This window comes from Thermostichus sp. MS-CIW-36, assembly GCF_054059035.1.
Window position 1 is genome coordinate 65,837 of sequence record NZ_JBSSBR010000005.1, and the last position, 14,192, is coordinate 80,028.

Genomic DNA, 14,192 nt, shown 5'->3' on the forward strand with positions numbered 1-14,192 from the left:
CTATGTCTTCTCCCGAAAGTTCACTGCCCTCAGTTCGCCAACAGGCCTTGGCCGCTTTGACAGCGGAGCTGGCGCAGCAGGGTCACCCGCCCGAATATGCTCAGCACATGGCGGCGGCGGTTATTTTTCAAGCGGATTTGGATCTGTGTGCAGCCCAACTGGCGCGGGTGCTCAGTTGGCTGAAGCAAAACCATCCTGAACTCTATCCAGAGGCGGTGCAATTGGTGGACGCCACTCGGGAAGAGTTCGAGCGTCGCGTCCAAAATGGATAGACAAGCCATCTGCTTTGATGCAGTTGGGTTGCGGTCGTTAGCAGAGGGTGATGTCGCCCATATGGGGCTGCAAGGGGTGATCTTGAGCTGGAGTGGGGTGGTGGCCGATGACGAGAGCCTGCACCTACAGGCCATCAACCAACTGCTGGTGGAAGAGAACCTGCGCCCCTGGAACCTCTGCTGGCCTCAGTCGGGATCCCCTGGGCAGCGGGAGCTTTACCGGCTGCAATACCTGGGCCGACCGGATCGAGAGCGCCTGCCGGCTCTGTGGGGGGAGCAGGGGCGGGTGCTCAACCCCAAGCAGCTGGAAGAGCTGCTGAAACGCAAGGCCCTATACTACCAGCAAGCTTTGCAGGGGCAAAGGGAGCTGCCTCTCATTCCCGGCCTGAGGGAAACTTTGGAGACGCTGGAGCGGCTGCAACTGAAGGTCGGCCTGCTGTGCGGCCAATCGGCAGCCGAGGTGACCGCTTTTCTGGAGCGTTTCCAGTCCTGTTGCCCGGCCCTGATACAGTTGACCGATGTGGGCTCCTATCGAGTGACGGGGGATGATGCAGGCCCAATATTTTCCCCAAGACACTTGCACCGCCTGCTTTTGCAGCGGATGGAATTGCCTGCCCAGGCGTGTTTGAGCATTGAAGCCACCTACTCCGGCATTCAGGCAGCCCGTTCGGCAGGGATCCCGGTGCTGGCTCTGGCCACCTTCTTTCCTCTGCACATGCTGCAGCGGCGGGCCAATTGGGCGGTGGACGGCTACCATCAGGTGGAATGGGATCGCATCCGGAACTGGTTTGCCGGCGGGCAAAACCGTCCTTCGACCCCAGTTGAAGGAGAGGCGGAGGCCGGTTCCTTCAAGGGATCCCAGGGAGAGCAGCCCCAGCCCTAGGGCAGGATCAGCATGCCATCCCCAAAGGAATAGAAGCGATATCCCTGCTCGATGGCCTCTTGGTAGAGATCCAGCAGCCTTTGCCGCCCGATCAGCGCAGCCACCAGCATCATCAGGCTGGAGCGGGGCAGATGAAAATTGGTGACCAGTCCTTGAATCACCCGCCAGGAGTAGCCGGGGTAGATGAAGAGATCGCTTTTCCCCTGCCAAGGCTGCAAGGTGCCAGAGGCTGCCGCGGTTTCCAAAGAGCGCACCACAGTCGTTCCCACCGCGATCACCCGCCCCCCTCGGGCTTGGGCTTTTTGGATGGCTGCCACCGTTTCTGCCGGCACCTTGAGCCACTCGCTGTGGAGACGATGCTCGGTTACCCGCTCCGCTTCCACCGGTCGGAAGGTACCCAGGCCGATGTTCAGGGTGATGTAGGCCGTTTGGATCCCTTTTTGGGCCAGCCGCTCCAGCAGCTCCTGGGTAAAGTGCAGCCCTGCCGTGGGAGCAGCCACCGAGCCGGGGTGTTTGGCCCAGAGGGTTTGGTAGTCTTCAGGGCGAACTTGTCCTGAGCCCGGGGATCCGGAAGCCTTGATGTAGGGAGGAAGCGGGATCCGGCCCACCTGTTCCAGGATTTCCTCAAAAGGTTGCGCCCCTTCCCACTCAAACTGCACCACTCGCCCGCCGGTTTCCGGGTCCAAAGCCAGAACGGTGGCCCTCAGCCCAGAGGGGGATCCCTGCTTGCTCCAAAAACCAATCCGATCCCCCACCTTCACCCGTTTGCCCGGCCTGACCAAAACCCGCCAGCTCCACGCCTGATCCGGCAGAGGTTGGGCGGCGGCAGGGATCCCTTCCAGGCAAGGCTCCAGCAGCAACACTTCGACCCGCGCCCCAGAGGGTTCCTTAGCCCCGAACAGGCGGGCCGGGATCACCTTGGTATCGTTGAGAACCAGCAGATCCCCTTCCTGCAGGTAGTCGGGCAGATGGCAGAAGCGGCGATGCTCGTGCCTATCCGGGTGCACCACCAGCATCCGCGCCTGATCCCTGGGCTCCACCGGCGTTTGCGCAATCTGGTCTGGAGGGAGAGTGTAATCGTAGGAAGCTGTAAGCAGATCGGGATTGGACTCCCTATCGCCCAAAGGCTCAGCCTCACCGGGGGGAGCGGCAGCAGGCGAAAAAGAGTCAGGCATGGAGATGAATCAAGATGGGGTTCTACGTGGATCCAGCATAGCCAACCGGATCCCGCCAACTCTTTCCCTTTTGGAGGAAGAAAGACGGGTAACGCCCTCCCCCCAATAAACTGAGGGGGATTACTGGCATTCCCCCGTTTCGCTAAACCTTGGCCACCACCACCTGCTGCGGCTGATCCTGATACTTGCCAGCGCGGTCGGCGTAGGTCACTTGGCAGGGATCCCCTTCCAGAAAAAGAAGCTGGACCACCCCTTCGTTGGCGTACACACGGCAGTCGGCGCTGGAGGCGTTGGAAAACTCTAGGGTGAGATAACCCCGCCATCCCGCCTCAGCGGGCGTCAGGTTGGCAATCAGGCCCACCCTGGCATAGGAAGATTTGCCAATGCAGATCACGGTAATGTTATCCGGGACTTGCAGCCGTTCCAAGGACACTCCCAACCCATAGGAATGGGCCGGGATGATAAAGTAATCCCCCATCTCGTCGTGGTGCAGCTCCACCGCTTCCAGATTCTTGGGGTTAAACCGCTTGGGATCCACCACCGTGCCGGGCACATGGCGAAAGATCTTGAACTCCACCGGCGACAGGCGGATGTCGTAGCCATAGGAGGACAGCCCGTAACTCAAAACGGGCCGAGATTCAACAGCGCGCACCAGCTCAGGGCAGAAGGGCTCAATCATCCCTCGCCGCGCTTGCTCACAGATCCAGCGGTCGTTTTTCAACATGGCTACAGCCGGCTTCCTGGAGAGTGAGGGCACATCTGGTGGACAAGCTCCAGTCTTATTGGGACTCCGCCCCCCTGACGCGACCCGTGTTGCCTAGGTCTTTCGGAGCGGAAACTGTTTGCGCTAGCGGTGCGGAGCAACATGGGCTGCTGTAGGCATAGCACCTGTGCCGCTGACTTGAGGGGGATCCAGAGAGCAGGCAACATTCGCATCGGCAGTGCGCAGCCCTGGGCCTGGGATGCCACGTAGGCGCAGCTGCGTGATCAAGTCGGCCCGCTCCAGAAACGAATCTGGCATCTCCGGCCCGGTGATCACCATGTCCATGGAGATGGGGCGTTGGTCGATTAAGCTCAGCACTTCCGCTTCTGGGATCAGGCCCAACTTCACAGCCAAGCTCAGCTCATCCAACACCACCAAGTCGTAGCGGCCACTCCTGACGGCCTCCTGGGTGAATTGCCACAGCTCATCCAATGCCACCCGCTCCTCAGGCTCTAGGTGAGGTGTATCGATGCACCGGTGCAGGCGACAGCGAACCCACTCCAAGGATCTGCCCAGGGAGAGACGATTTTCGGGCCCCTGGTTGATCCCACCCTTGAGAAATTGCACGATCAGCACCCGCGTTCCCTGGCCGGCCAAGCGCAGCGCCTGGGCCATGACAGGCGTAAACATGCCTCGGCTGGGGTGGGTGTAAAGCTGCAGGGATCCCTGGGGAACCAACTGGGCGGAGAGGGCTCCATCCCGCTGAAGGAAGCGGTCGCCGGCAGCAGGGCTGGCTTGAGCCGCAGGCTGTTTGGCGCGGGCTACAGGAGCGGCATCCTTGGAGGAAGGCATAGGATTTGGAGAAGCAGTGCAAACCACGTTCTATCTCGCGAGCAGGCTAGAGAACACGGCCCTAGGTTACAAGGCCTACAAGTGGTGGAGAGCGTCGGCTATGGATTCCATGAAACACCACCTGTGCGTATCCGTCAATGAGTCGGTTCTGCTTCTAGCTGGCATACAAATCATCCCCAATAGAGTAATAGAAAATACAATCCTTGCCCATCCTAGCCTTTTGGCACAAGAGGCAATACCTGAAAAGCTTTGACAGGGGATCTCAATAAAATTTCAGGCCTAGCCCAGAAGCTTGTGTGTGGGGCTATCTCACTTGAGTATAGAGGTGCTCTATAAAAATTTGAGAAAAAGATCAATTTCTTCCAAATAAGATTAACTCTCACAAACAGGAATGCCAGTACCAGCAGCCCACCCACGAGAGAGGAGCAAGGGTCAACCTACCCCAAAAGCCTTGTCCACCAGGAGAGATAGTCATTTTTAAAATAACTATACATTTGGTCGGGAGCCGGGTAGGCCTACACATTAGCGAACATTCGTAGTAGAGAGAATTGTAACCAAAAGTCCAAGGAGTTAATTTCTAACCTCGAGAGTGAAGAAATATAAATTCGTCAATCATCTTCGTCAAAAAATGGATTATTGACAATACTTTTTTGAAAACCAGCATCTGATTTAGCAGAAGCGTAAAGAATTGCGTGCCTTTTATACTCTGAGGTCGTCTTCTTCAAGAGATCGCCTCTTTGATCATTTTTCTTACCGGTCTCAAGGCCAATGTTTTCTACTTAATTTAATCTCTATTTCTGTTATGAGAAATGAGCATTGGGCGTTCAGTTTGGATCCCACTTAAAATTGACCTGAAAAAGCTCTGGGGCTTTGGGTGCTGAGATTGCCGGGATCCCATTGCGCAATCAAAGCCGAGTCCTTCCTCTGGCGAGGAGAGATTTTTGTTGAGAAGGTAGATCCAATCCTGGAGAATACTTGACCCCTCATCCAATCAGCCAGAAAGTCCGGGGATCCCACCCTCGATCCCTGGATCAAAGGGAAAAGACTCCATCCCGCCGGCACAAAAGTTTTCTGTCACCGACTTGGGCTTGGGAAAAACCCTAGGCCATTGTGAACTCGGGGTGTACGCCGCCGGGAGGGACTGGGATCCGTCTCGCTGTTGAGTGGGCTGGCTTCTGGGTGTCGGTGTTCCAAATTGACGGCTTCTCCCCCCAGCACCAAGGTGGAAGCATTGCCCCCATCCAAGTTCAGGGCATGGCGACAGCCCAATTGCTGCATCAACTGTGCCATCTCCAGCAGGGTGAGCCCTTGATTTTCCTGGGCATTGCCGGCGGTCACCAGCAGCAAATGTCCGCTGTCCAGTTGGCCGATGGCACTGCGGGCGGCTCGCTGCCGGCGAAAGAGAGGCTGAAATCCCTCCAATCGGGCATCCAAAACCACCTGTCCATCCAAGAGCAAGAGCGGCCCTGCGCCCAAGAGGTGAGGATAGGCTTCCAGCTCAGGCGGATCCAAGCGCAGATAAAAGCTGAGGCGATCCCCAGGAACCAGCTTGCGGGCTTCTAGGGCACCTTCTAGCCCCCGCCCTGCCAATACATACCCCTCACTGGGAATCTGTACCGTTAAACTGCCGGCCAGGCCAGCCATCAGAATCTCTTGCACCCGATCCTCCCGCACCATCACGAGCATTTCGTCGTCCGTTTGGGTGGTGTAGGTGGATCCCCAGTCGGGGGTGAACTGGGAGATGCCGGGCAGGATATAGCCTGTATTGATGCCCACCACTGGGATTTGATCCCCAATGGCATTGCGCAGCTCTGCTTGCATCCGCAAACGGGCAAAGCGCACGGATCCCCCTTCTTGCCCTGCCGTCCCATCCGACCAGGCGATGACCCCACGACCCAAAATGGGGCTGGAGATCCAACGGCCATCCCGACGAATTGCCCCCAGCGGCTGACGGGTGTTGCGGTTGAAAAACCCACCGTTAATGGCGGCTACTGCCCCCTGTTCCGGGCCAAAGGAAGACAGCTCCCCCAAACCCACCAGCCCCGCGCGTGCAGCCCAGATAGGCCGCAGTTGGCCCGCTGCGAGAGAAATGACCACGATAGAAACGGGGATCCGATTGTCTCCAACCCAAACCTCCTTCTGGTACAAAGGGATCCCTTGCACCACCCGCACCGGCTGCACACCGAGGGTCACCTGAGCTTGAGCAGCCACGCTGGGCAAAAAGAGAGCAGCAGTGCAGGCTAACCCCCAGCCCATGACCCAGGCGCTCAGCTTGGTTTTGGACATGTCTTCACGTCTTTAGGGCTTCACCATTGTCATTGGGAGATGATTATCCCCCTGCGGCAAAGGTTCCCATCACAATGAGCGACAACAGGATCCCGGGAAAGAGCAGCGTCACCAAGATCAGCAGTTCGGATAGGGTCATTGGGGAATGCTACCTACTTAAGGATTGAGCCAACACAGCAGCCCTAATTTTCACCCTAGCGATCCTATGGAAGTGGCCCAGGATCCCTTTGGGATCCCTTAACACTCGATCACCGGTTTTTGCGGCTGCCCGTGCATGCCATCTCTCGCTCTGCCGACAGTATCCTGGCAAGGGGAAAGCCTTATCCAACGGTTCCTATGGGCATCCAAGGCAAACGCATTGCCGTCGAACCCGGCCATCTTCGCCCCTGGCTCAAAGAGGCTGTTTTGGCGGGGGGCGGCGAAATTGTGCCCCTGGCAGAAGCAGAAGCCTTGGTCTGGGCCGATGCCTTTGATGTGCCTGGCCTGAAGCGTTGTCTGGCGGAAGGGAAAGGGATCCGCTGGGTGCAGTTGCCCTGGGCGGGGGTAGAGCCTTTTGTCCGGGCAGGGGTTTTGCATCCTGCCTATGTGTGGACTTGTGGCAAGGGAGTCTATGCTCAACCGGTGGCAGAACATGCCTTGGCCTTGACCTTGGCCGGCTTGCGCGACTTGAAGATCCGCGCCTTGGCCCAAACGTGGCAGGAAGGCTCCGGTACCAGCCTCTGGGGCAGCCGCGTGGTCATTTTTGGGGCCGGGGGCATCGCCCAAGAGTTGATCAAGCTGTTGCAGCCTTTTCAATGCTCCATCGACGTGGTGCGTCGCAAGGCGGATCCCTTGCCGGGGGCCACGCGGGTGGTGACGCTCGCGGAACGGCAAACGGTGTTGGCAGAGGCAGACGTGGTGATCCTGGCTTTGGCTCTCACGCCGGAAACTGAGGGGATCATCGCCCAAGCTGAGTTGGAGCAGATGGGATCCCAGTGCTGGCTGGTGAATGTGGCGCGAGGCAAGCACATCGTGACCTCCGACTTGGTGGCCGCCCTGCAGCAGGGGGTCATTCGCGGGGCCGCCTTGGATGTCACGGATCCCGAGCCCCTACCGGATGGGCATCCCCTCTGGAGCTTGCCCAACTGCCTGATTACCCCCCACACTGCTCTTACCGATGCCATGATTGTCCCAGCCCTCTCTAAGCGGGTGCGAGAAAATGTGCGGCGCTTCCGGGCCGGGGATCCCTTGCTAGGGGTGGTGGATCCGGTTTTGGGGTATTGAGTCCTCTAGCCCCCCTCCCTTGGGGAGCCTGGGATCAGAACATTTGACGCCAAACCCTACTGCGGAGCCATCTCCTGCACGCGGGCAGCAATGGCCTCTGCCATCTCCTGAGTGCCGACGGGATCCCCTGTGGCCAGGTCATAGGTGACCTGCTTGCCCTCGGCGATCACCGCCTGCACCGCCGCCTCCACCCTTGCGGCAGCCTCCCGCTCTCCTAGGTAGCGCAGCATCATCGCCCCGGAGAGGATCAGAGCGCAGGGGTTGACTTTGTTTTGGCCGGCATATTTGGGAGCAGAGCCGTGAATGGCCTCAAAAACCGCAATGCCGTCGCCGATGTTGGCCCCCGGCGCCACCCCCAGCCCGCCGATCATCCCCGCGCACAAGTCGGAAATGATGTCCCCGTAGAGGTTGGTGAGCACCAGCACATCGTAGAGCTGCGGCTTTTGCATCAGTTGCATGCACATGTTGTCCACGATGCGATCTTCAAACTCGATGTCGGGGTACTCCTGGGCCACCTCCCGTGCCACCTGCAAAAACAAGCCATCGGTGAACTTCATGATGTTGGCTTTGTGCACTGCCGTCACCTTCTTGCGGCCATTCTGGCGGGCGTACTCAAAGGCAAATTTGACAATGCGGCGGCTGCCGAAGTCCGAAATGGGCTTGATGCCGATGGCGGATCCCTCGCGGATGGGTTTGCCGGAAAGGCGCATCATTTCCTCCCGCGCTTGGATGGCTTCCGGCGTACCCCGTTCAAACTCGATCCCGGCATAGAGATCTTCAGTATTTTCCCGCACCACCACTAGGTCAATGTCTTGAAAAGGGCTTTTGACACCGAGCATGGATTTGGCCGGGCGCAGATTGGCGTAGAGATCCAGCTCCTTGCGAATGGCTACGTTGACCGAACGAAAGCCAGTACCTACGGGAGTGCCAATCGGCCCTTTGATCGCCACTTTGGTTTCCCGAATGGACTCCAACACCTGGGGCGGCAAGGGGGTGCCGTATTTCTCGATCACCTCCACTCCTGCTTCTACCGGGATCCATTCGAACCGAACCCCAGTAGCCTCCAAGACCGTGGTCATCGCCTTGGCCACTTCCGGGCCAATGCCATCCCCAGGGATCAAAGTCACACGATAGGCCACAGATGCTTCTCCTCGCAGTGTCAACGACAGTGCAAAAACTCCGTCCTGCCGGCGTGAGAGGATCCCCTACAAACGGGTCAGACAACCGGGGATCCGTTGAGCTTAAACGACTATAGAACAGGTTGAGACTGAAAATGCTGCGTCTGCTACCTCAGAAAAGGGGGGGCTAGCCGCAAGATCGGGGACTCGGCGGCAGAGGGACTCGCAGCTCTACAACTGTGCCACTGCCAAAGCGGCGATTACGCCAAGCAATGCTTGCCCCGATCAACTCGGCTCGGTAGCGCATGTTGAGCAACCCGTGGCCATGGCCGGGCGGCTGGGCGGGATCCACCCCACTCTTGGACGCCGGCATACCGCAGCCATCGTCGATGATCTTCAGCTCCAAGTGGGTGTAGGGAGCCTGAGGGTTGATAGAGGAACCGGCGTCCTGTTGCGCCTTGGGCTGAATGATGAGATCGATGCGCCGTGCCCCTGCGTGTTTGACGATGTTGTTCAGAGCCTCCTGCACGATGCGGAAAATGTTGCTCTGGCAGGTGGGGCTGAGACGGGAGAGCAGGCCATCGGCTTGGTTGTCGAAACGGGTGAGGAGAGGATGGGGGGAACGTTGGGCGGCCCGTTCCAGGAGACTGCGCAGAGCCGGGCCAAGGTTAAAGGCCCGCATGGCCGTCGGCTGCAAATCTTCCACGATCCCGCGCAATTCGGCCATGGTCTCTCGCAGTTGGGCGCTCATGGCCCGCAACTGAGCCTGTCCGGCTGGGCCAATGGTCGGATCGCCGGATAGCTCTTGGATCTGGCGAGACAAAGCTCCCAGATCTGCCAAGGTTTGGTCGTGCAAATCGGCGGCCAACCGACGACTTTCCGCCTCTCGCCCCTCGGTTAGGCCCCGCAAAGCTGCTGCCGTCGCCTCCTGACGGCGAACCTGCTCGTAGAAAGAGGCCCGCTGCAAGGCTACTGCCGCAATGTCCGCCAGCGCGTTCACCAAGTCCGTATCTCTGGGGGAAAATCCGGCGGCTTCTGAGGCGATATCGGCGGTTTTGCTTCCCCGAACTGCCGGCTCAAACGGCGGCATGAAGGCGCAAAGCACCCCGGCCACCTGGCGAGCATCGGTGACTATCGGCACACCCAACAGGGAGCGGATGCCCTTTTGCAGCAGATGGCGGCGGGCGTGGGCAGACAATGGGAAGGTGTTGACATCTGGAATCAGCAGCGTGTTCAGGTGGCTGTAGCAATTGACCCAGAGGAGCTGGCTTAGCTCAGGGGGCAGCGTCTGTCCCCTTTGGGAAGGGATCCCCGGCTGACGGCAATACTCTTGGATGATGGCCAGAGGTTCTGCAGGAGCGCCGGCCAAGGGTTGCTGAGCCAAAGGACTCCGTCCCGCCTCTGGTGGGGCTGTTGCTCTGCCTACGGCAGGGGAAGGGGAACCGCAAGGCTGTCGCGACGAGGCTGCGAACGGCTCATGGCCACTGCAGGGCGCCACAAAACTGCACCGCTCAACCTGCAAAGCCTCTGCCATGCCCTCGAGGGCAATCTGCACCACCTCCTGGGGATTGTAGGTGCCGCTGAGGCGCTGGGCAATCTGGCGCAAAAGGCTTTCCCGCTGGGCAGAGCTACGGGTTTGCTCGTAAAGCCGCGCTTGCTTGAGGGCGATCCCCGCCTGCTCGGCCACGGCTTCTGCCAACTCCAGATCCTCCGGCTGCCAAGGACGAGGGGTCAGGGAATCGCTGCCAGGGTAGCGGATTAGGGCAATGCCCCCCAACAGTTCTTGGGGCCTGTCCGGATGCTCAGAAGCAAATAGGGGCACCAACAACAGCCCACTCCCCTGGCTCTGAGGCTTTAGATCGGCCCAGGACTGAGCCGTCTGCGGCTCCGGCACCACCACAGGCCCCCTCAAGGTGGCGAGCAAACTGGCCCCCAAGCGCAACTTGGCTCGAATCGTCTCCGGCAAGTCCGGCGGGATCCCAGGCTCAACCCAGGGGCAATCTGGGGATCCCACCAACGGCCCCCTTGTCGGCAACAGAGTGTCCAGCAACGACTCCGTCCCGCCCACGCGAACGGTGGGGGAAAGCTGCGGCGCATAAAGGCCAACAGGGTGTAGCAGCTCCTGCTCCGGCTGCCAGAGGGCCAAGATACACACATCTGCCTGAAAAGCCGCCCCGATCTGCTGGGTGATCGCATGGAAGAGGGTGGTGGGCTCCAGGCTGGAGCGAATCGCCGCCGTGATCGAGTGCAACAGAGCCAGCCGTTCCGTCTGCTGATGGGCATGCTCGAACAGGCTGGAACGGGTGAGGGCAATGGCCAGTTGAGAGGCCACCGAGCGCAACAGCTCGATCTCCTCCGGCTGCCAAAGGTGGGGTGTGGTGACGTACACTCCCAACAACCCAATCATCTCCCCTGGCTCTGCAGCCAAACCGGGCCGTCCCCCATCCTTCCCGCCAACCTCCGAAAGCCCTACTCCTGCCGAGCCCACCGACTGCACCGGGATCAGCACCGCCGAGCAAGCCTGCAGCGCCTGGAGAGCGGCCAACCCCTCTGGGGTCAGGAGATCTCGATCCGGCAGCAGAGGCAAGGCTATTTGCACCACCTGCCCCGTCCGCAGGCGCTCGCACAGCGAGCCAAAGTCCTGGATCCGGTACACCTCTCCTAGGGAGGGGGTTAGCCCAGGGCTCAGGGCCTCATGGCTGACCCGAACCGTCTGCTGATCCGGGCTGAGACTGTAAAAACAGCAGCGGCTCAGCCCCTTCACCCCTTTCGAGAGAAAGGCCTGCTGCAGCTCCTTCAGGGCAGTGCTGACGATTTGATCCCACTGCAAAAAGCGGTGAACAGTGCTGGTGATGCGGTTGAGCAGCGCCTCCCGCACCGCCTGCCGTCGGCTGCGCTCCAGCAGCTTGGCATTGATGATGGCGCTGGCGATATAGGAACAGAGGAACTTCACCACTTCCAGAAAGCTGGCTTCCAGAGGTGTCCGGCTCAACAGAGCCAAAGCCCCCAGCCGCTCCTCCCCTCGGTTAATCGGGTAGGCAACAAAGCCCCGCAAGCCATTGGCCTTCACCCACTCCGGGGCGGGCATCCAGGCTTCTTGGGCGGGATTGTTGCTCAAAAGCGGCAGCCCCTCCTGGGCCACCCGTCCTAAAGGGCTGTCGTCAGGATAGATCCGCTGAATTTGGTCGTGAGCAGGGCTGAGCAGGCCGGCATGGGCCACCGACTGAAAACATCCTTCCTGCGGGTCGAAAATCCAAAGGCGAGCTGAGGCCGCGCCCAGGCGATTTACCATCTGCTGTACCAAGGTCTGGGCCAGCTTGAGCACACACTGCTCCAGCTCCCTGGTCTCTACAGAGTCCGAAGAGGATGGGGAAGACAACTGAGAAGAGAGCAGCACCAGTTCTTGGACAATTTGGTTTGCAGCCTGTAGCTGGCGTGACAGCATGGGATCCCATCGCGGCAGCGGTGCGGAGCACTTTCAACAGAGGCAACCGAAGGCATGACAGCAAGAGATGGGCTTCTATCAACAAGGAACCAACTTCTGCACAGCCTCTAACCGCCCCAAAGCCCAGCCCCGCCGCTGGAGAAGGGCAAAAGATTCCAGCAAATCCGGCCCCTGCAGATCCCCTGTCAGGGCGGCCCGCAAACTCTTCATCAGCAGGCCCTTTTTCATGTTCTGGCCCTTGGCCACCTGATCCACCAGCGGTTTTAAGCTGTCCGCCGAAACCTGGGGCAGCTCGGCAGCAGCCAACGTGGTGGCCATTGCAGCCATAGCCTCTGCTACCCCAGGCAGGCGCAACTGTTCCAGAGCTGGCAACGTGTAGCTGAGGGGCTCCTGAAACAAAAAGCGGCTGAGCGGAGGAGCCTCTGCCAGGCGGTCGATACCATCGGCAATCAGGCGGGCCACATCTTCCAACCAGGTGGGATCCGGCACCTCGGAAAGGTCAAACCCTGCCGCCTGCCAAAAGGGGGTGAGCCGCTCCACCAGTTCTGGCGGAGAAAGCCGCTTGATGTACTGGCTGTTGATCCAGTTGAGCTTGTCCCAGTCAAAGCGGGCAGCCGCACGGTTAACCCGGTCAAAGTCGAACAGCGCAGCCGCCTTTTCCAAAGAGAAAAGCTCTTCCCCATCCGGGGGCGACCAACTGAGCAAAGCCAAATAGTTCTTGAGAGCTTCCGGCAAAAAGCCCAGTTGCTGGAACTCTGCTACCGAAGTTGCCCCATCCCGTTTGGAGAGCTTTTTCCCCTCCGGGTTCAGGATTAGCGGAGAATGGGCAAACTGGGGAGGTTCGTGGCCAAGAGCGCGGTAGAGCAAAATCTGCTTGGGGGTATTGCCGATGTGATCTTCGCCGCGAATCACATGGGTGATGCCCATGTCGATGTCATCCACCACCACCGCCAAGTTGTAGAGAGGGCAGCCATCCGCCCGGGCAATGACCATATCCCCCCCCAAATCCTGGGTGTTCCAGGTAATGGGGCCGCGGATGAGATCCACCCAAGACACCTCTAGGGGCTCCTCGATTTTGAAGCGGATCACCGGCTGCCGCCCCTCGGCTTCGTAGGCTCGTCGCTGGGCTTCGGTGAGAAAGCGGTGGCGGTTGTCGTAGCGGGGGGCTTTGCCGGCAGCCTTCTGGGCAGCGCGCATCTCCTCCAGCTCCGCCTCGCTGACGTAGCAGCGGTAGGCCAGCCCTTGATCTAGAAGCTGCTGCACCACTGCTTGGTAGCGCTCGATGCGCTTGGATTGGTAGATCGGCCCTTCATCCCAGTCCAGACCCAACCAGGCCAGGCCTGCCAAAATATTGCGGGTGTAACGGGGCAAAGAGCGATCGCGATCGGTGTCCTCAATGCGCAAAATGAACCGGCCACCGTGGCGACGGGCATACAGCCAGTTGAACACTGCCGTTCGGGCGGTGCCGATGTGCAGATTTCCGGTTGGGCTGGGGGCAATGCGAACACAAACACTCACAGGTCTAAGGATCCCAAGCAGAGCATCCCGATCCTAGTCGGCGGCGAGATCCTTTGTCATGTTGGCCCTCCATTGGGTTGCAGGCGGTTGCCAATTGAGGCATTTCGAGTAGAATCCGCTCTAGCCGCCGGTCAAAAGGTAGGCTGCACGGGGATCAAGGTTGATTGGCAACGTCCAACCCCCCCTTTTTTCCGGTGTTGAGGAAAAGCTGTAGCGCAGGAGGAATCCCAGCACATGCGTCTGACTTTGGCCATTCTTCTGGGTTGTCTGTCCGCCGGGATCCCGATTGGATCCGCCTTGGCCCAAATTGCCTATCCTTCCTATCCGGTGGGAGATGCCCTGGATAGGATCCTGTTGGATACAGGCAGGAATGTGGATCCGGTCATTTTCCCTGAGGAGGTGGTGCGCTCCCAGGCCCGGCAGACCACCGCCTTCTTCACCACGCTGCTGAACCAACGCACCAACATCCCACCCCTGCGCTCGCTGGATTTGCCCAGCCCCTATCAGGCTTCGGTTCGTACCCAGGCCGGATATTACCGCGTCACCCAGACAGAGCCCGTTTTGGATTTTGAAATCTTGCGCTAGGCAAGGCAGGTATTCAGGGCCTACTCCAGCACCGGTCTGCTGCTGTCAGAATCCTCCTCCTGTGGGGCGGGGAGTATGTCAAAATTCGGCAA

Annotated in this window: 11 protein-coding genes; 4 read left to right on the forward strand and 7 right to left on the reverse strand. The window is 59.5% G+C overall.

From position 1 onward, the window contains the following. Window positions 1-2 precede the first annotated feature (2 nt). Window positions 3-272, forward strand: coding sequence for a hypothetical protein (locus ACVWVQ_RS04000; protein WP_414421639.1), 270 nt, complete (start codon window positions 3-5; stop codon window positions 270-272). A 61-nt stretch (window positions 273-333) separates the two neighbouring features. Then, a complete protein-coding gene (locus ACVWVQ_RS04005) occupies window positions 334-1,155 on the forward strand; it encodes an HAD family hydrolase (protein WP_457507003.1) in 822 nt (273 codons plus the stop codon). Here ACVWVQ_RS04005 and queA read toward each other — a convergent pair. The 4 genes from queA to ACVWVQ_RS04025 form a co-directional block, all read right to left on the reverse strand. Next, window positions 1,152-2,330, reverse strand: a complete 1,179-nt coding sequence (queA, locus tag ACVWVQ_RS04010; RefSeq protein ID WP_457507006.1) for a tRNA preQ1(34) S-adenosylmethionine ribosyltransferase-isomerase QueA — start codon at window positions 2,328-2,330, stop codon at window positions 1,152-1,154. The genes ACVWVQ_RS04005 and queA overlap by 4 nt on opposite strands. A gap of 142 nt (window positions 2,331-2,472) precedes the next feature. Next, entirely contained in the window at window positions 2,473-3,054 is a 582-nt protein-coding gene (gene dcd, locus ACVWVQ_RS04015; RefSeq protein ID WP_011433274.1) for a dCTP deaminase, read from the reverse strand. 123 nt (window positions 3,055-3,177) lie between these two features. Then, window positions 3,178-3,885 (reverse strand): cob(I)yrinic acid a,c-diamide adenosyltransferase, encoded by a 708-nt coding sequence (locus ACVWVQ_RS04020; protein WP_457507008.1) that lies wholly within the window; start codon window positions 3,883-3,885, stop codon window positions 3,178-3,180. 1,074 nt (window positions 3,886-4,959) lie between these two features. After that, entirely contained in the window at window positions 4,960-6,171 is a 1,212-nt protein-coding gene (locus ACVWVQ_RS04025) for a phosphodiester glycosidase family protein (protein WP_457507010.1), read from the reverse strand. A gap of 336 nt (window positions 6,172-6,507) precedes the next feature. Between ACVWVQ_RS04025 and ACVWVQ_RS04030 the strand changes: the two genes are divergently transcribed. Beyond that, complete coding sequence (locus ACVWVQ_RS04030) at window positions 6,508-7,434, forward strand: D-isomer specific 2-hydroxyacid dehydrogenase family protein (RefSeq protein ID WP_457402511.1); 927 nt, start codon at window positions 6,508-6,510, stop codon at window positions 7,432-7,434. 56 nt (window positions 7,435-7,490) lie between these two features. Here the strand turns inward: ACVWVQ_RS04030 and ACVWVQ_RS04035 are convergent, their stop codons facing one another. The 3 genes from ACVWVQ_RS04035 to gltX form a co-directional block, all read right to left on the reverse strand. Next, entirely contained in the window at window positions 7,491-8,573 is a 1,083-nt protein-coding gene (locus ACVWVQ_RS04035) for an isocitrate/isopropylmalate dehydrogenase family protein (RefSeq protein ID WP_414330085.1), read from the reverse strand. Window positions 8,574-8,739: 166 nt separating this feature from the next. Further along, window positions 8,740-11,997, reverse strand: a complete 3,258-nt coding sequence (locus ACVWVQ_RS04040) for a GAF domain-containing sensor histidine kinase (protein WP_457507012.1) — start codon at window positions 11,995-11,997, stop codon at window positions 8,740-8,742. 78 nt (window positions 11,998-12,075) lie between these two features. Beyond that, entirely contained in the window at window positions 12,076-13,515 is a 1,440-nt protein-coding gene (gene gltX / locus ACVWVQ_RS04045) for a glutamate--tRNA ligase (protein WP_457507014.1), read from the reverse strand. Between the two features lie 234 nt (window positions 13,516-13,749). On the opposite strand from gltX, the gene ACVWVQ_RS04050 reads away from it, so the two are divergent. Continuing rightward, window positions 13,750-14,100, forward strand: a complete 351-nt coding sequence (locus ACVWVQ_RS04050; RefSeq protein WP_011433285.1) for a hypothetical protein — start codon at window positions 13,750-13,752, stop codon at window positions 14,098-14,100. Window positions 14,101-14,192 lie beyond the last annotated feature (92 nt).

Excerpts from the sequence above, each read along its gene's own strand:
- queA (WP_457507006.1), bottom strand. The coding sequence starts at position 2,330 with ATGCCTGACTCTTTTTCGCCTGCTGCCGCTCCCCCCGGTGAGGCTGAG.
- ACVWVQ_RS04025 (WP_457507010.1), bottom strand. The coding sequence starts at position 6,171 with ATGTCCAAAACCAAGCTGAGCGCCTGGGTCATGGGCTGGGGGTTAGCC.
- dcd (WP_011433274.1), bottom strand. The coding sequence starts at position 3,054 with ATGTTGAAAAACGACCGCTGGATCTGTGAGCAAGCGCGGCGAGGGATG.
- ACVWVQ_RS04020 (WP_457507008.1), bottom strand. The coding sequence starts at position 3,885 with ATGCCTTCCTCCAAGGATGCCGCTCCTGTAGCCCGCGCCAAACAGCCT.
- ACVWVQ_RS04040 (WP_457507012.1), bottom strand. The coding sequence starts at position 11,997 with ATGCTGTCACGCCAGCTACAGGCTGCAAACCAAATTGTCCAAGAACTG.
- ACVWVQ_RS04050 (WP_011433285.1), top strand. The coding sequence starts at position 13,750 with ATGCGTCTGACTTTGGCCATTCTTCTGGGTTGTCTGTCCGCCGGGATC.
- ACVWVQ_RS04000 (WP_414421639.1), top strand. The coding sequence starts at position 3 with ATGTCTTCTCCCGAAAGTTCACTGCCCTCAGTTCGCCAACAGGCCTTG.
- ACVWVQ_RS04005 (WP_457507003.1), top strand. The coding sequence starts at position 334 with ATGGGGCTGCAAGGGGTGATCTTGAGCTGGAGTGGGGTGGTGGCCGAT.
- ACVWVQ_RS04030 (WP_457402511.1), top strand. The coding sequence starts at position 6,508 with ATGGGCATCCAAGGCAAACGCATTGCCGTCGAACCCGGCCATCTTCGC.